Raw genomic sequence first — 21630 nt, forward strand, 5'->3', positions numbered from 1 at the left:
GACCCGTGGGTCATGCTTGTCTCATGTCCTTCCATGAGTCGTGGGTGGAGAAGCAGATCCGTGAGGCGCAGGAGCGCGGGGAGTTCGACAACCTGCCGGGCGCCGGGAAGCCGCTGAGCGGGCTCGATGATCCGGACCCGGACTGGTGGGTCAAGAAGATGATGGCCCGTGAGGGCCTGAAGATGTCTGATGCCATGCCGCCGGTGATGCTGCTGCGCCGGGAGTACGCGTCGTTCTCCGAATCACTGCTCGACGTCCGCTCCGAGGCGGGGGTTCGAGAGGTGCTGCAGGACTACAACGCTCGGGTGCTCGATGACCGCCGTCGTCCGGCGCTGGGCAAGCAGCCGCCAATCTGGGCCCGGTTGGTGGACGTCGACGAGATGGTCGCCCAGTGGCAGGAGCTGCGGGCCGAGCTGGCGGCTGCGGCGGCATCCTCGTCGACCGAGGCGACTCCCGAACCCGACCCGCCGCGCAGACGCCGTTGGTGGCGGTGGCGCCGACGCTGAGACGGTCTCTGGCGTTGAAGTCGTTGAGTCGCAGCGGGTTTGGTGCGCGGGCGCGGTCCGTTGTCAGTGGTCGCCGATAGGTTGATGGTATGGACGAGATCGCGATCCGGGACGGGGTACCTGCAGCGCAGGTGGCCTCCTTGGTGTCGTGGTTGTCGTCGGTGGACCCCGAGGGCGTGGACGAGCGGCAGCGCTTGGACGCGGTCTCGGCGTTGGAGGCGCTCAAGGGTGCGGCTGCTGCGGCGCAGGCCCGCTTGACCGCGGCTGCGGTGACCGACCGTGAAGCGTTGGGGGAGGACTCGCGCAGTGTGCGCGCGGAGGTGGCTCTCGCGCGGCGGTGCTCTCCGACGCTGGCGGACCAGCACGTCGGGGTGGCGAAGGCGCTGGTGTCGGAGATGCCGGAGACGATGGGCGCGCTCACGCGTGGGGAGATCAGTGAGCGTCGGGCGATGATCCTGGTGCGCGAAGTGTGGAGCACCGGCGCGAGGTGGACCGACGGTTGGCGTCGAAGCTGGCGATGATGGGTGACAAGGCGTTGGCGGGGGCGGCACGGCGTGCGGGTGCTGCACTGGATGCGGAGAGCCTGGCGGAGCGCAACCGCCGGGCAGTGGCGTCCCGGCGGATTTCGGTGCGTCCGGCGGCCGATGGGATGGCGTGGCTGTCGATCCTGGGCCCTGTCAAGGACATCATCGGAGCCCACGTCGCGTTGACCGCTGAGGAGAAGCGCCGCCACGTCCTCGACCCGGACCTGCCCGCGGACCAGTGGGAGGCCGCCGCGGCAGCCGCCCGGGCCGACACCCGGAGCAAGGGTGCGTGGCTGGCCGACCGGGCGTTGGAGCTGCTCAGTGGGCGGGCGAAGGACCAGCCGCAACCGGTTGATGTGAACCTGGTGATGACCGACCGGGTGCTGCTGCCGGCCGCGTTCGGCGGAAAGGCCCCGACCGACGACGTTGCGGTCATCCCCGGCTGGGGTGTCATCCCGGGGGCAGACGCCCGAGCGCACATCGCCGCACTGCTCGACCAAGCCTCTGACATGGCGGACACGCCGGCGTTCGTGTGGTTGCGGCGCCTGTTCACCGACCCGACCGGGCGCAACCTCGTGGCCCTGGACTCGGTGCGCCGCCGGTTCGAGGGCGGGCTGCGGCGCTTCCTGGAACTGCGGGACCCAACCTGCCGAGTCCCCTGGTGCGACGCACCAGCGGTCCAGGCCGACCACACCCAGGCCCACGCCGAAGGCGGCACCACCGACGCCGCCAACGGCGCCGGGCTGTGCCAACGCCACAACCTCGTCAAGGAGATCACCGGCTGGCACGTGCGCGTGCAGTCCACCGGCCTCGACGGGACGGGTTCACATTCGGTGCGGATCATGACTCCCACCGGGCGCGTCCATGACTCCACCGCACCACCCATCCTCGGTGAGGGCTGGCTCGAACCGGCTCCCGACGTCCACCTCCAGGACCTGCCGCTACCGCAGGACCCATGGCACGGCTGGATGCCCGACCCGCCAGAGGACTGGCTCATGGACCATGAGGAGCTGCAGGTCGCCTGACGCCTCCAAAGCCACTCCTGGGCCGCCTGACCCCAGTACGTGACGATGTGGGGGCGATCCCGCACGCGGATAGACTCCCGGGGTGAGCATCACCCAGACCGCCGACCCCGCACTCGATGCGACGTCTCGCGCCCGCGACCTGCTCGGGGTCTCCCGCCTGACCAACCAGGCCCTGACCCGCTGGCTCCACGGACTGCCGGGGGTCGACCAGGTGGGGTGCGAGGCCCGGGCGGCCGGACTCGGCACCCGCTCGATCAAGACGACGAGCAAGGCCTGGGCGATCGACCTCGCCATCTCGATGATCGACCTCACCACCCTCGAGGGCGCCGACACCAGGGGTCGCGTGCGTGGCCTGGCCGCCAAGGCGCTCCTGCCCGACCCCAGCGACCCGAGCACCCCCCGCCCGGCCGCCCTCTGCGTCTACGGCGACATGGTGGGCATCGCCCGGGAGGCGCTCGGCGCCGACTCCGGCGTCAAGGTCGCGGCCGTCGCCACCGCCTTCCCCAGTGGGCGCGCGAGCATGGCGGTCAAGCTCGCCGACACCAAGGACGCGGTCAGGGCCGGCGCCGACGAGATCGACATGGTCATCGACCGTGGCGCGTTCCTCTCGGGCGACTACCTCACGGTGTTCAACCAGATCGCGCAGGTCAAGGAGGTCTGCGGCGACGCGCGGCTCAAGGTCATCATGGAGACCGGCGAGCTCGTCACCTACGACAACGTCCGCCGCGCCAGCTGGCTGTCGATGCTCGCCGGCGGCGACTTCATCAAGACGAGCACCGGCAAGATCCAGCCCGCCGCAACGCTCCCCGTCACCCTGATCATGCTCGAGGCCGTGCGCGACTGGCGCGACCTCACCGGCGAGCAGGTCGGCGTCAAGCCCGCCGGCGGGATCAGGACGAGCAAGGACGCGATCAAGTTCCTCGTCACGGTCAACGAGATCGCCGGTGAGGACTGGCTCGACAACCACTGGTTCCGCTTCGGGGCCAGCAGCCTGCTCAACGACCTCCTCCTGCAGCGCCAGCGGATGACCACCGGCGCCTACTCGGGCGCCAGCTACATCGCCGACGACTCCCCCTCCACGGCCTACTGATGCACGCGCGACGAACGACAAGGACAGCCCACTGATGCCAAAGTTCGAGTACGCACCGGCCCCCGAGTCACGGGCCGTCGTCGACCTCCAGAGCTCCTACGGACTCTTCATCAACGGCGAGTTCGTCGACGGCTCCGGAGCCAGCTTCAAGTCGATCAGCCCCGCCACCGAGGAGGTCCTCGCCGAGGTCTCGGTTGCGAGCGACGCGGATGTCGACGCGGCGGTCAAGGCCGCGCGGACGGCATACACGCGGGTCTGGTCGCGGATGAGCGGCGCCGACCGCGGCAAGTACCTCTACCGCATCGCCCGCATCCTGCAGGAGCGCGCGCGCGAGTTCGCCGTCCTCGAGAGCCTCGACAACGGCAAGCCGATCAAGGAGAGCCGCGACGTCGACATCCCGCTCGCCGCCGCGCACTTCTTCTACAACGCCGGCTGGGCCGACAAGCTCGGGTATGCCGCGTTGCCCGGTGGTGCGAACCCGCAGCCCCACGGCGTGGTCGGGCAGATCATCCCGTGGAACTTCCCGATGCTCATGCTCTCGTGGAAGATCGCCCCGGCTCTGGCGACCGGCAACACCGTCGTGCTCAAGCCCGCCGAGACGACGCCGCTCACCGCGCTGCTCTTCGCCGAGGTGTGCCAGCAGGCCGACCTGCCCCCGGGCGTGGTCAACATCGTCACCGGAGCCGGCCCGACCGGACAGGCGATCGTGGACCACCCCGGCATCGACAAGCTCGCCTTCACCGGCAGCACGGGTGTCGGCAAGATGATCGCCCGCGCCATCTCCGGCACCCGCAAGAAGGCCACCCTCGAGCTCGGCGGCAAGGCCGCCAACATCGTTTTCGACGACGCACCCATCGACCAGGCCGTCGAGGGCATCGTCCGGGGCATCTTCTTCAACCAGGGCCACGTCTGCTGCGCAGGGTCGCGGCTCCTCGTGCAGGAGACGATCGCCGAGGAGGTCGAGAGCCGCCTCAAGCGCCGCCTCGAGACCCTGCGCGTCGGGGACCCGCTCGACAAGAACACCGACGTCGGCGCCATCAACAGCAAGGCCCAGCTCGACCGCATCATCGCGCTCACTGACGTCGGCGAGGCCGAGGGCGCCGAGCGCTGGGACAACGGCTGCGAGCTGCCGAGCAAGGGATTCTGGTTTCGGCCAACGGTTTTCACCGGTGTCTCACAGACGCACCGCATCGCGCAGGAGGAGGTCTTCGGACCCGTCCTGTCGGTGCTCACCTTCCGCACCCCGCAGGAGGCCGTGGCCAAGGCCAACAACACGCCCTACGGCCTGTCCGCGGGCATCTGGACCGAGAAGGGCTCGCGCATCCTCTGGATGGCCGACCAGCTCAAGGCCGGTGTCGTGTGGGCCAACACGTTCAACCAGTTCGACCCGACCAGCCCGTTCGGTGGCTACAAGGAGTCCGGCTACGGCCGTGAGGGCGGCCGGCACGGTCTCGAGCCCTACGTGAAGGGAACGCACTGATGGCCCGCGTCGACGTCAAGAAGACCTACAAGCTCTACATCGGTGGCAAGTTCCCGCGCAGCGAGAGTGGTCGCTCCTACGAGGTGTATGCCGCCCGCAAGGGCGAGTTCCTCGCCAACGCCGCCCAGGGGTCGCGCAAGGACGCGCGTGACGCGGTCACCGCAGCGCGAGCCGCGCAGCCCGCGTGGGCCGGTGCCACGGCATACAACCGCGGTCAGGTCCTCTACCGCGTCGCCGAGGTCATGGAGGCGCGCCGCCCGCAGCTCGTGCAGGAGGTGCGCGACGCCGAGGGACTCACCGCCGCAGCAGCCGAAGCCGTTGTCTCGCAGGCGATCGACCGCTGGGTCTGGTATGCCGGGTGGTCCGACAAGTACGTCCAGATCCTCGGCGGGCTCAACCCCGTCGCGGGTCCGTACTTCAACATCTCCGCGTCCGAGCCGACCGGCGTCGTCGCCGTCCTCGCACCGCAGGAGTCGAGCCTGCTCGGTCTCGTGTCGGTCATCGCACCCGTCATCGTGTCCGGCAACGCCGTCGTGGTCGTGACGAGTGCCGACCGGCCGCTGCCGGCCATCACGCTGGCCGAGTGCCTCGCCACCTCCGACGTCCCCGGCGGTGTCGTCAACATCATCACGGGCAAGGCGTCCGAGATCGCCCCCTGGCTGGCGAGCCACCGCGACGTCAACGCCATCGACCTCGCGGGCGCGGCCGGTGCCGACGGCGTCGACTGGGGTGCCCTCGAGGAGGCGAGCGCCGAGAACCTCAAGCGCGTCCTGCGTCCGGCCGGCACCGGTGCCGACGCGGTCGAGCCCGACTGGACCGCCACCCCAGACCTGTCCCGACTCACCGCCTTCCTCGAGACCAAGACGGTCTGGCACCCCAAGGGCCGGTGACAACGGATCGCACCGGTCGGGCGCGCGTCGTCGTCCTCGCCGGCCCCAGTGGTTCCGGCAAGTCGCGGCTGGCGGAGCGGCTCCACGACCGGTTCGGCTGGCCGATCGTGCGCCTCGACGACTTCTACCGGAACCTCGACGACCTCGAGGAACCACCGATGCCGCGGCAGGTCGGCCTCGGGATCGTCGACTGGGACCACCCCGACTCGTGGCACGCCTCCGCGGCCGTCGCCGCCCTGGTGGAGCTCGTCGACACCGGCTCGACCTCGACACCGGTCTATGACATCTCCCAGAGCCGGGCGGTCTCGACGACCACCGTCTCCGCGGGTCCGGACGACCTCATCCTGGCCGAGGGCATCTTTGCCGCCGAGATCGTCGCCTCCCTGCGCGAGGCCGGGATCCTGCACAGCGCGTGGTGCATCTCCCACCGGCCGTTCGTGACGTTCGTGCGACGCCTCGCGCGCGACCTCAAGGAGCGGCGCAAGAGCCCCACGGTGCTCATGCGCCGCGGCTTGGGGCTGATGCGCGCGGAGCCCGAGGTCATCCGCCGGCAGGTCGCGCTGGGCGCCGTGGCCGCCCGCGCCAAGGACGTCGAGGCCCAGTTGGCCTGAGACGGCCCGAGCACCCGGAAGACTCCCAGCCCCGCTGTCAGCGCGCGGGGTTAGCGTGGAGGGGTGACTGCACCCGATCCCCGTACCGTCGGCCAGCTGCGCGCGGCCGGACATGAGTCCAAGCACCTGCGCCAGGAGATCCGCGACAACCTCCTCGCGAAGCTGGCCGCCGGCGAGGACCCGTGGCCGGGCCTGCACGGCTTCGCCGACTCGGTGATTCCCCAGGTCGAGCGGGCACTGCTCGCCGGCCACGACATCGTGCTGCTCGGGGAGCGCGGCCAGGGCAAGACCCGGCTGCTGCGCGCGCTCGTCGGCCTGCTCGACGAGTGGTCCCCCGTCATCGAGGGCTCCGAGCTCGGCGAGGACCCCTTCCTCCCGATCACGCCGGGCTCGATCCGGCGCGCGGCCGAGCTGGGCGACGACCTGCCCGTCGTGTGGCGGCACCGCGATGAGCGCTACGCCGAGAAGCTCGCCACGCCCGACACCAGCGTCGCCGACCTCATCGGTGACGTCGACCCGATGAAGGTGGCCGAGGGCCGCAGCCTCGGCGACCCCGAGACCATCCACTTCGGGCTCATCCCCCGCAGCCACCGCGGCATAGTGGCGATCAACGAGCTCCCCGACCTCGCCGAGCGCATCCAGGTCGCGATGCTCAACGTCATGGAGGAGCGCGACATCCAGATCCGCGGCTACGTCCTGCGGCTCCCCCTCGACGTGCTCGTCGTCGCCAGCGCCAACCCCGAGGACTACACCAACCGCGGCCGGATCATCACCCCGCTCAAGGACCGCTTCGGCGCCGAGATCCGCACCCACTACCCCCGCGAGGTCGGCGAGGAGATCGCGGTCATCGCCCAGGAGGCCGAGCTCGTCGCCGACGTGCCGGACTACCTCCTCGAGGTGCTGGCCCGCTTCACCCGCGGGCTGCGCTCGTCCTCCAGCGTCGACCAGCGCTCGGGGGTCAGCGCACGCTTCGCCATCGCGGGCGCCGAGACCATCGCGGCTGCGGCACTCCACCGGGCGACGACCCAGGGCGAGGACGTCGCGGTGGCGCGCGTCGTCGACCTCGAGACCGCCGTGGACGTGCTCGGCGGCAAGATCGAGTTCGAGAGCGGCGAGGAGGGTCGCGAGGCCGAGATCCTGCGCCACCTGCTGCGCAGCGCCGTCGCCGAGACCGTGCGGGCGCACCTGGCCGGGGTCGACCTGCGGCTGCTCGTCGAGGCCATCGAGGAGGGAGCCATGGTCACCACGGGCGCCCGCGTCAGCGCGCGCGACTTCCTCGCCGGCCTGCCGGTGCTCGGAGAGTCCGACCTCTACGACCAGGTCACCGAGCGGCTGGGAGCGACCGACGACGGCTCCCGCGCCGGGGCGATCGAGCTGGCCCTCGAGGGCCTCTTCCTCGCCCGCAAGATCGGCAAGGAGAGCGGCGCCGGTGAGACGATCTATGGCTGAGCCGCGGCCATGAGCCGCTACCGCAAGTACGACGGCGGCGACCCCCTCGCCCCGCCGGTGGACCTCGCCGAGGCGCTCGACGCCATCGGGCAGGACGTCATGGCCGGCTACTCCCCCGAGGGCGCCATGCGGGAGTTCCTGCGGCGGGGCGGCCGCGACCAACAGGGTCTCGACGACCTCGCCCGCCGGCTGGCCGAGCGCCGACAGGACCTCCTCGAACGCCACAACCTCGACGGCACCATGCGTGAGGTGCGCGAGCTCCTCGACAAGGCCGTGACCGCCGAGCGCGGCCAGCTCGCGCGCGACATCACCATGGACGACGACGACCGAGCATTCCGCGAGCTCACCCTCGACAGCCTGCCCACCTCGACCGCCTCGGCCGTGAGCGAGCTGTCGTCCTACGACTGGCAGAGCAGCGATGCCCGGCAGGCCTACGAGCAGATCAAGGACCTCCTCGGCCGCGAGCTCCTCGACCAGCGCTTCGCGGGGATGAAGCAGGCGCTCGAGGGTGCCACCGACGAGGACCGCGCGGCCGTCCAGCAGATGCTCTCCGACCTCAACGACCTGCTCGAGAAGCACCAGCAGTCGGACGGCTCGCCCGAGAGCAAGGCTGAGGTCGACAAGGCCTTCGCCGAGTTCATGGACAAGCATGGCGACTACTTCCCGGATGACCCGCAGGACGTCGACGAGCTCCTCGACTCGCTGGCGCAGCGCGCCGCCGCCGCCCAGCGCATGCTCAACTCGATGAGTCCCGAGCAGAGGGCCGAGCTCATGGAGCTGTCGCAGCAGGCGTTCGGCTCCCCGGGACTCATGGAGCAGCTCGCCCGCATGGACTCCAACCTGCAGTCACTGCGCCCCGGCGAGGACTGGTCGGGCTCGGAGAGCTTCGAGGGCGGTGAGGGCCTGGGCCTCGGCGACGGCACCGGCGCGCTCCAGGACCTCGCACAGCTCGACGCCCTCGCCGACCAGCTCTCGCAGTCCTACGGCGGCGCCCGGCTCGACGACCTCGACCTCGACGCCCTCGCCCGCCAGCTCGGCGACGACGCCGCTGTCGACGCCCGCGCCCTGCAGGAGCTCGAGCGCGCCCTGCGCGACAGCGGCTACCTCAAGCGCGGCTCCGACGGCGAGCTGCGCCTCTCGCCCCGGGCGATGCGCGAGCTCGGCAAGGCGCTGCTGCGTGACGTCGCAGACCGGATGAGCGGACGGACCGGCGCCCGGGAGTCCCGCACCTCAGGCCTCGCCGGCGAACCCTCCGGCGCGACGAAGCCGTGGGAGTTCGGCGACACCCAGCAGTGGGACGTCCCGCGGACCATCACCAACGCCGTCCTGCGCGACGGCGGCTCGCCGGTGCGGCTCCACATCGACGACGTCGAGGTCGTCGAGACCGAGGCACGCACCCAGGCGGCTGTCGCGCTGCTCGTGGACACCTCCTTCTCGATGGCGATGGACGGACGCTGGGTGCCGATGAAGCGCACCGCCCTCGCCCTGCACCAGCTCGTGCAGTCCCGCTTCCGCGGGGACGACCTCCAGCTCATCGGCTTCGGGCGCCACGCCGAGGTCATGGAGATCGAGCAGCTCACCGCACTCGACGCACGCTGGGAGAAGGGCACCAACCTCCACCACGCGCTGCTGCTCGCCAACCGCTTCTTCCGCCGCCACCCCAACGCCCAGCCGGTGCTCCTCATCGTCACCGACGGCGAACCGACCGCGCACCTCGAGGCCGACGGGGCGGTCTGGTTCGACTACCCGCCCGACCCGGTGACCATCGCCCGCTCGGTGCGCGAGCTGGACGGCTCGGCCCGGCTCGGTGCGCAGGTGACGTTCTTCCGGCTCGGTGAGGACCCGGGCCTGGCCCGCTTCATCGACTCGATGGCGCGGCGGGTGGGCGGCCGGATGGTCAGCCCCGAGCTCGACGACCTCGGTGCCGCCGTGGTCGGGTCCTACCTCGGGTCGCGCGCCCCGGGGACGTCCTACCGCGACCAGTTCGGCGACTGGAACGGTGGTCGTGGCTTCTGGGTCTGACGAGGTGCCATCGCCGGCACGGCGCCTCGGTTAGGGTTCTGACCAGTCAGCGCCGCGGGGAGGCACGCACACATGAGCGACCACGGTTGGTCCGCACCGGGAAGTGCTTCCGGACGCCCTGAGCAGGACCCGTATGCCGGCCGCCCCGGTCCCCCGCCGGGCGCGGCTCCCGCGCCGGTCCCGTCCCAGGTTCCGTACCCGGGCTACCCGCCGGCTCGGCCGAGCTACGTCCCACCTGAGCAGCTGCGCCACCTGGACTTCCGACCCGGCATCATCCCCCTGCGCCCGCTCACGATGAACGACGTCTTCGGTGGTGTGTTCCGCGCGGTGCGCGGCAATGTCGCCGCCACCGTCGGTCTGGCCGCGCTGACCTCGCTGGTCTTCCTCGTGCCCTTCACGGCCCTCGGCGCCTGGGTCTCGAGCAACGAGGAGTCTGTCTCGCTGGAGGAGTCGGTCAACAGCGACACGGCCGGCCTCGTCGGGACGGTGGGCTCGTTCATCCCCTCGATAGGCTCCTGGTTCTCCACGATCCTGCTCGCCGGGTTCCTCGCCTACGTCATCGGCCAGGCCGTCCTCGGACGCAAGGTCAGCGCCGGCGAGACGTGGCGCGGGACCGCGCGGCGCATCTGGGCGCTCCTGGGTGCGACCGTGCTGACCTCGCTGGCCTTCCTGGCCACCGCCGCCGTCCTGGTCGGCCTCCCCATCGGGGTCTTGGTCGCGGCCGACAGCGCGGGCAGTGACGGGCTCAGGGCCGCCGGCATCCTCGCCATCATCTTCGGCGCGATCCTGCTGCTCATGGCCATGTGCTTCCTCTGGACCCGGTTGGCGTTCGTCACGCCCTCGCTCATCCTCGAGAACCTCAGCGTGGGCAAGGCCTTCGGCCGCTCGTGGCGGCTCACCGGTGGCAACCTGTTCTGGCGGCTCTTCGGGATCCGCCTGCTCGCCGCGATCGCGATCGGCGTCATCGGCTCCCTCATCACCGCCCCGCTCGCGATCCTCGGTGGCGCCCTCGCCTTCACCGGCATCCCCCTCGACCAGATGTACGTCTGGCAGGCGGTCATGACGGGTGTCAGCGGTGTCGTGGCCGGCGCCATCACGACCCCGATCACGGCCGGGCTCGACGCCCTGCTCTATGTCGACCACCGCATCCGGCGTGAGGGCCTCGACGTCCAGCTCATCCAGACCGCGCAGGGCGCAGCGGCTCCCCCCTGGGGCTCAGCGCGGGCATGATCCTGCCCTTCCTCCTGCGCCTGGACGCGCCACCTCTCGACCCGTCCCGAAGCGAGGGACGCCGCCTGCTCGAGGACGAGCTGTCCAAACCCCGGTATGCCGTCGAGCCCAGTCTCTGGGACCGCTTCCGGGAGTGGCTGCTCGGGCTCTTCGAGACCAGCGGGCCGGGGCTGCCCCCCTGGGTCCTCGTCGTCGTGCTGCTCGTGGTGGCCGCGCTCATCGCCCTCGTCGCCGCGGTCCTGCTGCGACCGGAGGCCCGGGCGCGCCGGAGCCGGAGCGGGCGCGAAGTCCTCGACGAACGCGGAGTGGACGCGACGGCATACAGGGATCGGGCGCACGGCGCTGCGCGAGAAGGCGACTGGAACACGGTCGTCCTCGACGGCTACCGCGCGATCGTCGCCTCCGCGGTGGAGCGCACGATCCTCGACGCGCAGCCGGGCCGTACCGCCCACGAGGCCTCCCTGGACCTGTCGCGCGCCTTTCCGAGCGAGGAGCGCGGTCTGCGGGTGGGGGCTGACCGGTTCGACGCGGTGCGCTACGGGCACGACAAGGCCGGTGAGGACGAGGCGCGCGCGCTGCTCGCCCTCGACGAGCGCCTGGGCCGAGCACGTCCCCGCCTTGAGGGGGTCCTGGCATGAGCGCCGTGCTGCGGTGGCGGCGCGCCGGCCTCTGGCTGCTCCTCGTCGCACTCGGGGTGGGAGCCCTGGCGGCCATCGCCATCGCCACCACCCCACCGGGCGGCGCCATGGACCCCGAGGGCGTGCAGGCTCCCGGGGCAGCCGCGCTCGTGGCGGTGCTCGAGCAGAACGGCGTGGACGTGCAGGTCTCGACGTCCATCGAGGACGTGTCTGGCGCACTGCGCTCGAGCGACGCCGGCACCAGCCTCGTCGTCGCCAACACCACCAACCTCGGCACGGCCGCGGCGGCAACGCTGCGGCAGGAGTCCGTCGCCGTCGACCGCTTGGTGGTGCTGTCCCCGTCGACCGACCAGCTGCGCGCCCTGGGCGTCACGGCCACCGCACTGCCGATCGGCGCGAACGTGCAGGTCGAGAGCCGCTGCCAGACCGACACGGTCGACGAGGGCGACTCGCTTCTCGGCATCGACACCCGCTACGAGTCCAGCAGCGAGGCGGCCGGCGCACAGGTGTGCTTCCCGTTGACCCTCGCGTCGCAGGACGGAGACGAGGGCGAGGGGGCGCACGGCGCCGGCCTGCTCGAGCTGCCGTCGACGTCGGCCCACGCACCGGTGACCGTCGTCGGGAGCACCGCAGGCTTCTCCAACGGCACGATTCGCGACGAGGACAACGCGGCCATCGCGCTCCGGTTGCTCGGTGGGTCGCCGCGGCTCCTGTGGTACCAGCCCGACGTCGGCGACCTCGCGGGCTCTGCCTCGGATGACGGCGAGAGCGGTGGGCTGCTCCCCGCGTGGCTCGCACCCGCCCTCGCGCTGCTGGCGACCTCCCTCATCGTCCTTGCCCTCGTGCGGGGGCGGCGGCTGGGCCGACTCGTGCGCGAACCCCTGCCCGTCGTGGTCCGCGCCGTGGAGACGACCGAGAGCCGCGGTCGGCTCTATCGCCGCGCGCAGGACCGGCCGCGCGCCGCCGCCGTGCTCCGGATCGCCACGCTCGACCGGCTGCGCTCCCGGCTGGGTCTGCGTCGCGCAGACTCGCTCGAGACGGTCGCCCGCGCTGTCGCGGCCGCCTCCGGCCGTCCCGTCAGCGAGGTCCTCGCCCTCGTCGCCGGACCCGAACCCACTGATGACGCCGCCCTCGTGCGGCTTGCCCAGGACCTGTCCGACCTCGAGGAGAAGGCACACCGCACATGACCGAGACCCCTGCCCACGCAGCCGCACCCCAACCCGTCGCACCCGAGGCTCGCGAGGCACTGCTGCGCGTGCGCGCCGAGGTCGCCAAGGCGGTGGTCGGCCAGGACGCCGCAGTCACGGGACTGCTCGTCGCGCTGCTGTGCCGCGGCCACATCCTCCTCGAGGGGGTTCCCGGCGTGGCCAAGACGCTGCTCGTGCGCTCGCTCTCGCAGGCGCTGGACGTGCAAACCAAGCGCGTGCAGTTCACCCCGGACCTCATGCCCGGCGACCTCACCGGCTCACTCGTCTTCGACGCCCGCACGAGCGACTTCACCTTCCGCGAGGGTCCGGTGTTCACCAACATCCTGCTGGCCGACGAGATCAACCGCACGCCCCCCAAGACCCAGTCGGCGCTGCTCGAGGCGATGGAGGAGCGGCAGGTGAGCGTCGACGGCGCGCCGCACTCGCTGCCCTCGCCGTTCATGGTGGCCGCGACCCAGAACCCCGTCGAGTACGAAGGCACCTATCCCCTGCCCGAGGCCCAGCTCGACCGCTTCCTGCTCAAGGTGACCCTGCCCCTGCCCTCGCGAGGCGACGAGGTGGCGGTGCTCCGACGTCACGCCGACGGGTTCGACCCGCGTGACCTGGGTGCCGCCGGCCTGGGCCCCGTCGCCTCCGGAGCCGACCTGGAGGCCGGGGCGCACGCGGTGCGGCAGGTCGAGGTCAGTGACGACGTCGCGGCCTACGTCGTCGACATCGCCCGCGCCACCCGGACGTCTCCCTCGCTCTCCCTCGGGGTCAGCCCGCGAGGCGCCACCGCCCTCATGTCCACGGCGCGGGCGTGGGCCTGGCTCAACGGGCGCGGCTACGTCACCCCGGACGACGTCAAGGCCCTCGCGCACGCCACGCTGACCCACCGGCTCTCCCTGCGTCCCGAGGCCGAGCTCGAGGGCGTGGACGTCAGCGCCGTCCTCGACAGCGCCCTGGGGTCCGTGCCGGTCCCCCGCTGACGCGCTGATGGCCCTGACCCCGCGAGCCATCTGGCTCGTCCTCCTCGGCATCGTCCCGGTGGTGCTGCGGCCCGCCGCGTCGACGGTGTGGCTGTGGCTGCTGCTGTGCGCGGTCGTCGTCACCGTGGACGTGTGGCTCGCTCCTCGACCCCGCGACCTGCGGTTCGAGCGCGGGCTGCCCGCGTCGGTGCGTCTGGGTGACTCGGCGAGCACCTCCCTGCTCGTCACCAACCCCGGCACCCGCACCGCCCGAGGCCTGCTGCGTGACGCCTGGCCGCCGTCCACGGGAGCCGAGCCCACCCGGCATACGCTCCGCCTTGCCGGTGGTGAACGCACGCGGCTCACCACGACCCTCACGCCCACGCGCCGCGGCGACCGGGTGGCCGACCGCACCACGGTCCGCCTGCGGGGACCGCTGGGGGTGGGCGCCCGCCAGGCATCGCTGGAGGTGCCCGGGCGATTGCGCGTGCTCCATCCGTTCCCGTCGCGCAAGCACATCCCCAGCCGCCTCGCCGTGCTGCGCCAGCTCGACGGGCGCGCGGCCATGCGCACCCGTGGACAGGGCACGGAGTTCGACTCGCTGCGCGACTACGTCGAGGGCGATGACGTGCGCTCCATCGACTGGCGGGCGACAGCGCGACGACGAGACCTCGTCGTGCGCACGTGGCAGCCCGAGCAGCACCGGCGCATCGTCATCGTCCTCGACACCTCTCGCACGAGCGCGGGCCGCATCGGTGACGCCCCCCGTCTCGACTCGGGCATGGACGCCGCACTCTTCCTCACGGCCATCGCCGGCCACGCACGGGACCGGGTCCACGTCATCGCCGGCGACCGGGTCGTGCGTGCCCACGTGTCGGGCCACGACCGGGTCGGCGTGCTGCACGACGCCATCTCCGAGCTGGCACCGGTGCAGGCCCAGCTCATCGAGGCCGACTGGCGGCTGCTCGCGGCCGAGGTCACCCGCGCCAGCACGCAGCGGGCCCTGGTCGTCCTCATCACCCCGTTGGAGTCGTCGGCTCTCGAGGAGGGGCTGCTCCCGGTCCTGCCCGCGCTGGCGGCACGCCACCGCGTCGTCGTCGCCTCGGTCGCCGACCCGGCCGTCGAGGCGTTGCGTCGTGGTCGGGGAACCGCGACGGACGTGTATGCCGCCGCGGCAGCCGAGCGCACCGTCGGGCTGCGTGCCCGGACAGCGGGTGCCTTCCGCGCGCTCGGCGTCGACGTGCTCGACGAGACCCCCGAACAGCTGCCCCTGGCCCTGGTCGACCACTACCTGTCCCTCAAGCGCCAAGGCCTCCTCTGACGCTCAGGCCAGTGGGTCGGGCGGCAGGAGCCGGTGGGCGCGCGCGTCCTCGGACGACAACCGCTCGAGGTCGCGTCGGCGGCGCTCGGCCAGGACCGCTCGCAGGATCCACTCGGGATGCACCCCCGGTGGAGGCGGCGGCGACACGTGGCGCAGTACCTGCGCGCAGAGGTCCTCGCCGAGGTGGTGTCGCGACTGGGCCGAGAGCGACCCGGTGCGCGTGAGGAACTGCCTCATCCCGATCGCCAGCGACGCCGGCATCGGGCCGATGTCGGTCCCGCGGACCCAGTGCTCGAGGGCGGGAGGTGCCTCCGGCGGGGCCGTCATCTGCAGCTTGTGGCGCAGCGACATGACATAGGTGCCTGCTGCCATGTCACCCAGGCGCTTGGCCCGAGGGTGGATCACGGCTGCGATGACCGCTGGAGCGCCCTGCAGGAGATAGAACTCGACGAATCCCACGAGGTGCCGGATGACGCTGTGCCGCAGGGTGATCGGGCCACCGTCGTCGCGGACGGTGCAGAGCCCGAGCGCGTACTTGCCAGGACTGTGCCCCTTGGTGAGCACCTCGAAGGCCACCGGCAGGATCACCGTGAGGCCGACGACGAGGACGAGCGCGGCGGCCTGGGCGACGGCGTCGGAGGCGAACCCCACGAGCGATCCCACGACGAAGAAGGAACCGACGGCCAGGACGACCGTGATGAGGAGGTCGATGAGGCGGGACGCGACCCGGCTCGGGACGCTCGCCACGGGGACCTCGACGGAGACACCCTCGCCGGTGACGAGGTCCTCGCCGGCGTAGGTCTGGTAGCCCGCCTCGACGCTCATGCGGCGAGCGTACTTGGGCCCGCATGGTCCTGGTCGAGCAACATAGAGTGGCGCCGTGGACCTCGACGCCTACATCGCCACTCATGTGGGTCAGTGGCGCCGACTCGAGGAGCTCGTGGGTCGGCGCAGGCTCTCGGGGGCAGAGTCCGACGAGCTGCTCGACCTCTACCAGCGGGTCTCCACCCACCTCTCGGTCGTGCGGTCGGCCAGCCCGGACCCGTCGCTGGTGAGCTATCTGTCCGCGCTCCTGGCACGGGCACGGCATACGGCCACGGGGTCTCGCACCACGACGTTCGGTGACGCGGCCCGCTTCTTCACCCAGACCTTTCCGGCCGCCCTCTACCGCACGCGACGCTGGTGGCTCGCGACGATGATCGGCAGTGTCGTGCTGGCGGTGGTCGTGGGCGCCTGGGCGGTTCAGCACCCGGAGGTCTTCACCCAGCAGATGACCCGCGCCGAGATCGACGCCTACGTCAACACGGACTTCGAGAACTACTACTCCGAGTACCCGCACCACGAGTTCGCCACCCTGGTGTGGACCAACAACGCGTGGGTGGCCGCCCAGTGCATCGCCCTGGGTGTGCTCGGTCTCCCGGTGCTGTTCGTGCTCGCGCAGAACGTCATCAGCGTCGGGATCGCGGGCGCGCTCATGGTGAGCCACGACCGCGGCTCCCTGTTCTTCGGGCTGATCCTGCCCCACGGCCTGCTCGAGCTCACGGCGATCTTCGTGGCGGCCGCGGTCGGGCTGCGGCTCTTCTGGTCATGGATCGAGCCGGGGCCGAGGACCCGGCTGGACTCCCTGGCTGCTGAGGGCCGCACTGCGGCTGGCATCGCCCTGGGACTCGTCGTCGTGCTCTTCGTCAGTGGAGGGATCGAGGGCTTCGTGACGCCGTCGGGCCTGCCGACGTGGGCCCGCATCGTCATCGGCGTGGTGGCCGAGTCACTCTTCTTTGCCTATGTGTTCGTCGTCGGTGGCCGGGCCTCACGTGCCGGCGTGACGGGCGACGTCGCCGAGCGCGACCAGGCCGCCACGGCCCCCGCCGCGGCCTAGCTGTGTGGCCGGCCGCCCGCAGGGGCGAGCCGGGGCTCAGGTGGCGGCGGTCAGCGCGGCATAGCCCGGCTTGACGACGTGCTCGATGATCTGGAGCCGCTCGTCGAACGGGATGAAGGCCGACTTCATCGCGTTGATCGTCGCCCACCGCAGGTCCTCGAGCGTCCACCCGGCCTCGTCGACGAGGAGCTGCATCTCGCGAGTCATGGACGTGCCCGACATGAGCCGGTTGTCCGTGTTGACGGTGACCCGGAAGCGCAGGTCCTTGAGGAGCGTGATCGGGTGTGCCGCAATGGATTCGGCGGCGCCGGTCTGGAGGTTGGACGTCGGTGCCATCTCGAGCGGGATCCGGGTGTCACGCACGTATGCCGCGAGGAGACCCAGCGTGTGCGTGTCACCATCGCTCGTGATGTCGTCGACGATGCGGACTCCGTGCCCGAGCCGGTCGGCGCCACACCACTGGATGGCCTCCCAGATGCTCGGCAGGCCGAACGCCTCGCCCGCGTGGATCGTGAAGTGGGCGTTCTCGCGGCGGAGGTACTCGAACGCGGACAGGTGCCGGCTGGGCGGGAACCCTGCCTCGGCGCCGGCGATGTCAAACCCGCCCACGCCCCGGTCGCGATAGCGCACGACGAGCTCGGCGATCTCGTCGCTCTTGGCCGCGTGCCGCATGGCCGTGAGGAGGGCGACCATGCGAATCGGGGTGCCGGCCGCGGCCGCCTCCTCCTCGCCCTCGCGCAGGCCCTCGAGGACCGCCTCGATGACCTCGGGCAGGCTCAGCCGACCCTCGACGTGCTGCTCCGGGGCGAAGCGCGACTCGGCATAGACCACCCCGTCCGCAGCGAGGTCGAGCGCGCACTCGCGCGCCACCCGGCGCAGCTGCTCCGCGGTCTGCATGACCGCGACCGTGTGGCTGAAGGTCTCGAGGTAGCGCTCGAGCGAGCCGGAGTCGGCGCTGTCGCGGAACCAGCGGCCGAGCTCGTCGGCATCGGTCGAGGGCAACCCGTCGTAGCCCGACTCCAGGGCGAGGTCGATGATCGTCTGCGGTCGCAGGCCACCGTCGAGGTGGTCGTGGAGCAGCGCCTTGGGGGCGCGCTGGACGATGGCGGAGGGCACGGCGCCGGGCATCAGGCGATCCTGTCGATGAGCAGGGGCAGCAGGTCCGGGCGCGACCCCTCGGGGGCGATGGTGAAGCCGCCCTCCAAGGACTCCTTGGCCCGTTCGAACTTCTCGGGGGTGTCGGTGTGCAGCGTCATGAGCTTCTCGCCGCCCCGGACGATGGCACCTGGCTTGACGTGCAGCTCGACGCCGGCGCCGGCCTGCACCGGGTCCTCCTTGCGCGCCCGGCCCGCACCGAGGCGCCACGCGGCGACGCCCACGGCATAGGCGTCGAGCTGGGTGAGGACGCCGTCGGCGGGAGCCAGGACCTCCTCGGTGTGCTTGGCGACGGGCAGCTCGGCGTCGGGGTTCCCGCCCTGGGCGGAGATCATCCGGCGCCAGGCGTCCATGGCCCGCCCGTCCTTGAGCGCAGCAGCGACGTCGTCGCCGTCACGACCAGCCGCGGCGAGCATCTCCTGGGCCAGCGCGACGGTCAGCTCGACGACGTCCTCGGGACCGCCCCCGGCGAGCACCTCGACGGACTCGCGCACCTCGAGGGCGTTGCCGGCCGTGAGCCCCAGCGGGGTCTGCATGTTGGTGAGCAGGGCGACGGTGTTGACGCCCGCATCGGTGCCGAGCTCGACCATGGTGCGGGCCAGCTCGGTGGCGTCCTCACGGTTCTTCATGAACGCGCCGGAACCGACCTTGACGTCGAGGACGAGGGCACCGGTGCCCTCGGCGATCTTCTTGCTCATGATCGAGCTCGCGATGAGGGGGATAGCCTCGACGGTGCCGGTGACGTCGCGCAGGGCATAGAGCTTCTTGTCGGCCGGCGCCAGGCCCGAGCCAGCAGCGCAGATGACGGCCCCGACGTCGTCGAGCTGGCGCAGCATCGCCTCGTTGGACAGGTCGGCCTTCCAGCCGGCGATCGACTCGAGCTTGTCGAGGGTGCCGCCGGTGTGCCCCAGGCCGCGGCCGGACAGCTGCGGCACGGCCACCCCGAAGACGGCGACCAGCGGCGCCAGCGGCAGCGTGATCTTGTCGCCGACGCCGCCGGTCGAGTGCTTGTCCGCAGTGGGTCGCGAGAGGGAGGAGAAGTCCATCCGCTCACCGCTGGCGATCATCGCGCCGGTCCACGTGGCGATCTCACGGCGGTTCATCCCGTTGAGGAGGACCGCCATGGCCAGTGCGCTCATCTGCTCCTCGGCGACGCCGCCACGGGTGTAGGCGTCGATAACCCAACGGATCTGCTCGTCGCTCAGCTCGCGCTTGTCACGCTTGGCCATGATGACGTCGACGGCGTCAAAACTCTCGCTCATGGGCGTCATCATGTCATCAGCCCTCGCGGGCCCACCGCGGCTCTGGCGCGCCGCTGCCCACCGGTCGAGCTCGGCTCAGGCTCGCTGCTGGAGGTTCTCCGGCCCGAACGCCTGGGGCAGCACCTGCGCCATGGTCTGGATGCCCTCGGGGGTCATCAGCTGGCAGGCCGCACCACCGTTCTCCCAGAGCAGCTGTCGGCACCGGCCGCACGGCATGAGCGCCTCGCCCCGGCCGTCGACGCAGTAGACGGCGACGAGCCTTCCGCCACCGGTGGCGTGCAGCTCGGAGACCATGCCGCACTCAGCACACAGCGTCACGCCGTAGCCGGCGTTCTCGACGTTGCAGCCGGCGACCATCCGTCCGTCGGCGGTGAGCCCAGCCACCCCGACCGGGTAGTTCGAGTAAGGCGCATAGGCCCGGGCCGTCATCTCGACGGCCCTGTCCCGCAACGCATCCCAGTCGATGTCACTCATGTTCACCGGCCCCCTTCGCGAGCACGTCTCCGCCTGCCTTGACCGTGTGGGCCACGACGACCGACGCGAGGAGCCGGGCTCCGCACGAGATCGCCTCCTCGTCGATGACGACGTCACCTTGGTGCAGGTCATAGGTTCGTCCCCCCGGCGTACGCGTGCCGAGGCGCGCCATGGCGCCCGGCGCGTGCGAGAGGTACCAGGAGTAGTCCTCGCCGCCGAGCGACTGGACCGTCGACGCCATCTGCAGACCCGAGCCCAGACACGCGAAACGCAGCGCGTCGATCGCGTCGGCCTGGTTGACGACGGGCGGCACCCCCTTGATGCGCTCCAGCCGGGCCGTCACACCGTAGGGGGCGACGACCCCCTGGACGATCTCCTCGAGCAGCGGTCCGACGGTGAGCCAGGCGTTGGCGTCGAGCATGCGCAGGGTCCCACTGCACTCCCCCGTGCTCGGGATGACGTTGCTCGCCGTCCCGGCCCGCACGACTCCCCACACGAGCGCGGCACCGGCTCGCGGGTCCAGCCGCCGCGACAGCACTGCGGGGACGTCGGTGACGACCTTGGCCAGGGCATAGGTCAGGTCCTGGGTCAGCTGCGGCCGCGACGTGTGCCCGCCACTGCCGGTGAGCTCGACCCTGAGGTGGTCGCACGCAGCGGTGATCGGTCCCTCGCGCAGGCCGACCTGTCCGACGTCGAGCGACGGGTCGCAGTGCACCGCGAAGATCGCGTCGACGCCGTCCATCACACCCTCGGCGATTGCCTCGTGCGCACCACCGGGGATGACCTCCTCGGCCGCCTGGAAGATCGCGCGCACCGCGGTGCCGCGCTCGAGCAGCGTCTGCTCGTGCTCCTTGAGCGCGAGCACCGCACCGAGGAGCGCCGTGACGTGGACGTCGTGCCCGCACGCGTGCGTCACGCCGTCGCGGGTCGACGCGAACGGCAGTCCCGTCCGCTCCTGCACGGGGAGTGCGTCCATGTCCGCACGCAGGGCAACCCGGTATGCCGCCTGCTCGGCTCCGACGTCAGCGACCAGTCCGGTTCCCGAGAGTCGGCGGACGCGCACGCCGGCCGCCTCGAGGCGGGTGGCGATGAGGTCGGTGGTGCGGGTCTCGAGCCGGGCGAGCTCGGGGTGCGCATGCAGGTCGCGGCGGATCTCGACGAGCTCGGGCAGGAAGGTCGCGACGGTGGCGCCGAGGGCAGAGAGGGTGTCAGTCATGAGGAGCCCATGCTACTGGGCCCCCGCCGCTTCCCCTGCGTCTGCGCCTGTGGTCGCCACAGGCACCGAGTCCGCAGACGCAACCTCGGGAGGCACCGCGCCGGCGCTCCTCACCGAGTGCGCTTGTAGGCGTCCCAGCGCTCGCTGATCCCCTGCATCTCCACCGAGACGAACTCGAGGAACTCCTTGGACAGCTGCAGGCGGTCCCCCGGCTGGGTGCCGACACCGAAGTGGTCCACGCCCTCGGTGAGCGCCGCGAGGATCGGCGCATGGACCTGGTCGGTGCTCGTCATCGCACCGTGCCAGGCGTCGTCGAGCACGACGAAGACGTCCTTGCGTCCGCCCCGCTCGCGCTCTCGCCGGATGAGCCCGACGTGGGCGAGGTAGCGCACCGCCCCCGACACGGCCGCGGCACTGACGGACAGCTGCTCGATCAGCTCGGCAGCGGTCATCCGGCCGTCGTGGTCGGCGAGCAGGGCGGCGAAGATGCGCGAGGGCATCGGCGGGAAGCCTGCGCCGGCCAGCGCCGACCCGAGCCGCTCGACGACCGCGTGCGACTCGCCCCGAGGATCCGACTGACGTCCGTCACCAGCCCTGCGAGTGGCGGTGCGATCAGCGGGAGGCGAGACGGACGTGGTCGTCGAGCGGGCCGGCATACGGGAAGTTTAGATTATTCACTCATTTGTGAAAAGAGCGTAGATTCGGG

At 71.4% G+C, this 21630-nt stretch carries 21 protein-coding genes; 15 read left to right on the top strand and 6 right to left on the bottom strand.

The window, feature by feature from the left end:
* Positions 1–23 precede the first annotated feature (23 nt).
* The 14 genes from ASG74_RS02730 to ASG74_RS02795 all read left to right on the top strand — a co-directional run bounded on the left by ASG74_RS02730 (position 24) and on the right by ASG74_RS02795 (position 14941).
* Positions 24–506, top strand: a complete 483-nt coding sequence (locus tag ASG74_RS02730; RefSeq protein ID WP_056138707.1) for a J-domain-containing protein — start codon at positions 24–26, stop codon at positions 504–506.
* A gap of 89 nt (positions 507–595) precedes the next feature.
* The gene (locus tag ASG74_RS17525) at positions 596–1027 is read left to right on the top strand and encodes a DUF222 domain-containing protein (RefSeq protein ID WP_056138709.1); all 432 of its coding nucleotides are present in this window, start codon (positions 596–598) and stop codon (positions 1025–1027) included.
* On the top strand, positions 1006–2055 hold the full coding sequence (locus tag ASG74_RS02740) for an HNH endonuclease (protein ID WP_235498779.1): 1050 nt from the start codon (positions 1006–1008) through the stop codon (positions 2053–2055). The genes ASG74_RS17525 and ASG74_RS02740 overlap by 22 nt, the downstream gene beginning before the upstream one ends.
* Before the next feature lie 82 nt (positions 2056–2137).
* On the top strand, positions 2138–3145 hold the full coding sequence (gene deoC, locus ASG74_RS02745) for a deoxyribose-phosphate aldolase (RefSeq protein WP_156465251.1): 1008 nt from the start codon (positions 2138–2140) through the stop codon (positions 3143–3145).
* Positions 3146–3179: 34 nt separating this feature from the next.
* Entirely contained in the window at positions 3180–4625 is a 1446-nt protein-coding gene (locus ASG74_RS02750; protein WP_056138712.1) for an aldehyde dehydrogenase family protein, read from the top strand.
* On the top strand, positions 4625–5515 hold the full coding sequence (locus tag ASG74_RS02755) for an aldehyde dehydrogenase family protein (RefSeq protein ID WP_056138714.1): 891 nt from the start codon (positions 4625–4627) through the stop codon (positions 5513–5515). The genes ASG74_RS02750 and ASG74_RS02755 overlap by 1 nt, the downstream gene beginning before the upstream one ends.
* Positions 5512–6126, top strand: a complete 615-nt coding sequence (locus ASG74_RS02760; protein ID WP_056138716.1) for a uridine kinase family protein — start codon at positions 5512–5514, stop codon at positions 6124–6126. The genes ASG74_RS02755 and ASG74_RS02760 overlap by 4 nt, the downstream gene beginning before the upstream one ends.
* 63 nt (positions 6127–6189) lie before the next feature.
* Positions 6190–7575 carry a hypothetical protein gene (locus tag ASG74_RS02765; RefSeq protein ID WP_056138718.1) on the top strand — a complete coding sequence of 462 codons (1386 nt, stop codon included), beginning with the start codon at positions 6190–6192 and terminating at the stop codon, positions 7573–7575.
* A gap of 9 nt (positions 7576–7584) precedes the next feature.
* Positions 7585–9597, top strand: coding sequence for a vWA domain-containing protein (locus tag ASG74_RS02770; RefSeq protein WP_056138721.1), 2013 nt, complete (start codon positions 7585–7587; stop codon positions 9595–9597).
* Between the two features lie 72 nt (positions 9598–9669).
* Positions 9670–10827, top strand: coding sequence for a glycerophosphoryl diester phosphodiesterase membrane domain-containing protein (locus ASG74_RS02775; protein ID WP_056138723.1), 1158 nt, complete (start codon positions 9670–9672; stop codon positions 10825–10827).
* Positions 10824–11465, top strand: a complete 642-nt coding sequence (locus tag ASG74_RS02780) for a DUF4129 domain-containing protein (RefSeq protein ID WP_056138725.1) — start codon at positions 10824–10826, stop codon at positions 11463–11465. The genes ASG74_RS02775 and ASG74_RS02780 overlap by 4 nt, the downstream gene beginning before the upstream one ends.
* Positions 11462–12652: a DUF4350 domain-containing protein gene (locus ASG74_RS02785; protein WP_056138727.1), complete on the top strand. Its 1191-nt coding sequence runs from the start codon at positions 11462–11464 to the stop codon at positions 12650–12652. The genes ASG74_RS02780 and ASG74_RS02785 overlap by 4 nt, the downstream gene beginning before the upstream one ends.
* Positions 12649–13641: an AAA family ATPase gene (locus ASG74_RS02790; RefSeq protein WP_056138729.1), complete on the top strand. Its 993-nt coding sequence runs from the start codon at positions 12649–12651 to the stop codon at positions 13639–13641. The genes ASG74_RS02785 and ASG74_RS02790 overlap by 4 nt, the downstream gene beginning before the upstream one ends.
* Positions 13642–13648: 7 nt before the next feature.
* The gene (locus ASG74_RS02795) at positions 13649–14941 is read left to right on the top strand and encodes a DUF58 domain-containing protein (protein WP_056138731.1); all 1293 of its coding nucleotides are present in this window, start codon (positions 13649–13651) and stop codon (positions 14939–14941) included.
* 3 nt (positions 14942–14944) lie between these two features.
* Here the strand turns inward: ASG74_RS02795 and ASG74_RS02800 are convergent, their stop codons facing one another.
* Positions 14945–15766 (bottom strand): RDD family protein, encoded by an 822-nt coding sequence (locus ASG74_RS02800; protein ID WP_056138733.1) that lies wholly within the window; start codon positions 15764–15766, stop codon positions 14945–14947.
* A gap of 55 nt (positions 15767–15821) precedes the next feature.
* Here ASG74_RS02800 and ASG74_RS02805 point away from each other — a divergent pair, with 55 nt between their 5' ends.
* Positions 15822–16817 carry a stage II sporulation protein M gene (locus ASG74_RS02805; protein ID WP_056138735.1) on the top strand — a complete coding sequence of 332 codons (996 nt, stop codon included), beginning with the start codon at positions 15822–15824 and terminating at the stop codon, positions 16815–16817.
* Between the two features lie 36 nt (positions 16818–16853).
* On the opposite strand, the gene ASG74_RS02810 is transcribed toward ASG74_RS02805, so the two are convergent.
* The 5 genes from ASG74_RS02810 to ASG74_RS02830 all read right to left on the bottom strand — a co-directional run bounded on the left by ASG74_RS02810 (position 16854) and on the right by ASG74_RS02830 (position 21580).
* The gene (locus ASG74_RS02810; RefSeq protein WP_056138737.1) at positions 16854–17945 is read right to left on the bottom strand and encodes an adenosine deaminase; all 1092 of its coding nucleotides are present in this window, start codon (positions 17943–17945) and stop codon (positions 16854–16856) included.
* Entirely contained in the window at positions 17945–19234 is a 1290-nt protein-coding gene (locus ASG74_RS02815) for a thymidine phosphorylase (protein WP_056138740.1), read from the bottom strand. Before ASG74_RS02815 ends, ASG74_RS02810 begins: the two co-directional genes overlap by 1 nt.
* A 75-nt stretch (positions 19235–19309) precedes the next feature.
* A complete protein-coding gene (locus ASG74_RS02820) occupies positions 19310–19708 on the bottom strand; it encodes a cytidine deaminase (protein ID WP_056138742.1) in 399 nt (132 codons plus the stop codon).
* Positions 19701–20924: an amidohydrolase gene (locus ASG74_RS02825; protein WP_056138744.1), complete on the bottom strand. Its 1224-nt coding sequence runs from the start codon at positions 20922–20924 to the stop codon at positions 19701–19703. Before ASG74_RS02825 ends, ASG74_RS02820 begins: the two co-directional genes overlap by 8 nt.
* A 110-nt stretch (positions 20925–21034) precedes the next feature.
* Positions 21035–21580 carry a GbsR/MarR family transcriptional regulator gene (locus ASG74_RS02830; RefSeq protein WP_056138746.1) on the bottom strand — a complete coding sequence of 182 codons (546 nt, stop codon included), beginning with the start codon at positions 21578–21580 and terminating at the stop codon, positions 21035–21037.
* Positions 21581–21630: the final 50 nt, after the last annotated feature.

Origin of the sequence: Knoellia sp. Soil729, assembly GCF_001427985.1 — a bacterium.
In the GTDB taxonomy this organism is placed as follows: domain Bacteria; phylum Actinomycetota; class Actinomycetes; order Actinomycetales; family Dermatophilaceae; genus Knoellia.

Excerpts from the sequence above, each read along its gene's own strand:
- ASG74_RS02730 (WP_056138707.1), top strand. The coding sequence starts at position 24 with ATGTCCTTCCATGAGTCGTGGGTGGAGAAGCAGATCCGTGAGGCGCAG.
- ASG74_RS17525 (WP_056138709.1), top strand. The coding sequence starts at position 596 with ATGGACGAGATCGCGATCCGGGACGGGGTACCTGCAGCGCAGGTGGCC.
- ASG74_RS02750 (WP_056138712.1), top strand. The coding sequence starts at position 3,180 with ATGCCAAAGTTCGAGTACGCACCGGCCCCCGAGTCACGGGCCGTCGTC.
- ASG74_RS02755 (WP_056138714.1), top strand. The coding sequence starts at position 4,625 with ATGGCCCGCGTCGACGTCAAGAAGACCTACAAGCTCTACATCGGTGGC.
- ASG74_RS02770 (WP_056138721.1), top strand. The coding sequence starts at position 7,585 with ATGAGCCGCTACCGCAAGTACGACGGCGGCGACCCCCTCGCCCCGCCG.
- ASG74_RS02775 (WP_056138723.1), top strand. The coding sequence starts at position 9,670 with ATGAGCGACCACGGTTGGTCCGCACCGGGAAGTGCTTCCGGACGCCCT.
- ASG74_RS02780 (WP_056138725.1), top strand. The coding sequence starts at position 10,824 with ATGATCCTGCCCTTCCTCCTGCGCCTGGACGCGCCACCTCTCGACCCG.
- ASG74_RS02785 (WP_056138727.1), top strand. The coding sequence starts at position 11,462 with ATGAGCGCCGTGCTGCGGTGGCGGCGCGCCGGCCTCTGGCTGCTCCTC.
- ASG74_RS02790 (WP_056138729.1), top strand. The coding sequence starts at position 12,649 with ATGACCGAGACCCCTGCCCACGCAGCCGCACCCCAACCCGTCGCACCC.
- ASG74_RS02795 (WP_056138731.1), top strand. The coding sequence starts at position 13,649 with ATGGCCCTGACCCCGCGAGCCATCTGGCTCGTCCTCCTCGGCATCGTC.
- ASG74_RS02800 (WP_056138733.1), bottom strand. The coding sequence starts at position 15,766 with ATGAGCGTCGAGGCGGGCTACCAGACCTACGCCGGCGAGGACCTCGTC.
- ASG74_RS02810 (WP_056138737.1), bottom strand. The coding sequence starts at position 17,945 with ATGCCCGGCGCCGTGCCCTCCGCCATCGTCCAGCGCGCCCCCAAGGCG.
- ASG74_RS02815 (WP_056138740.1), bottom strand. The coding sequence starts at position 19,234 with ATGAGCGAGAGTTTTGACGCCGTCGACGTCATCATGGCCAAGCGTGAC.
- ASG74_RS02820 (WP_056138742.1), bottom strand. The coding sequence starts at position 19,708 with ATGAGTGACATCGACTGGGATGCGTTGCGGGACAGGGCCGTCGAGATG.
- ASG74_RS02825 (WP_056138744.1), bottom strand. The coding sequence starts at position 20,924 with ATGACTGACACCCTCTCTGCCCTCGGCGCCACCGTCGCGACCTTCCTG.
- ASG74_RS02830 (WP_056138746.1), bottom strand. The coding sequence starts at position 21,580 with ATGCCGGCCCGCTCGACGACCACGTCCGTCTCGCCTCCCGCTGATCGC.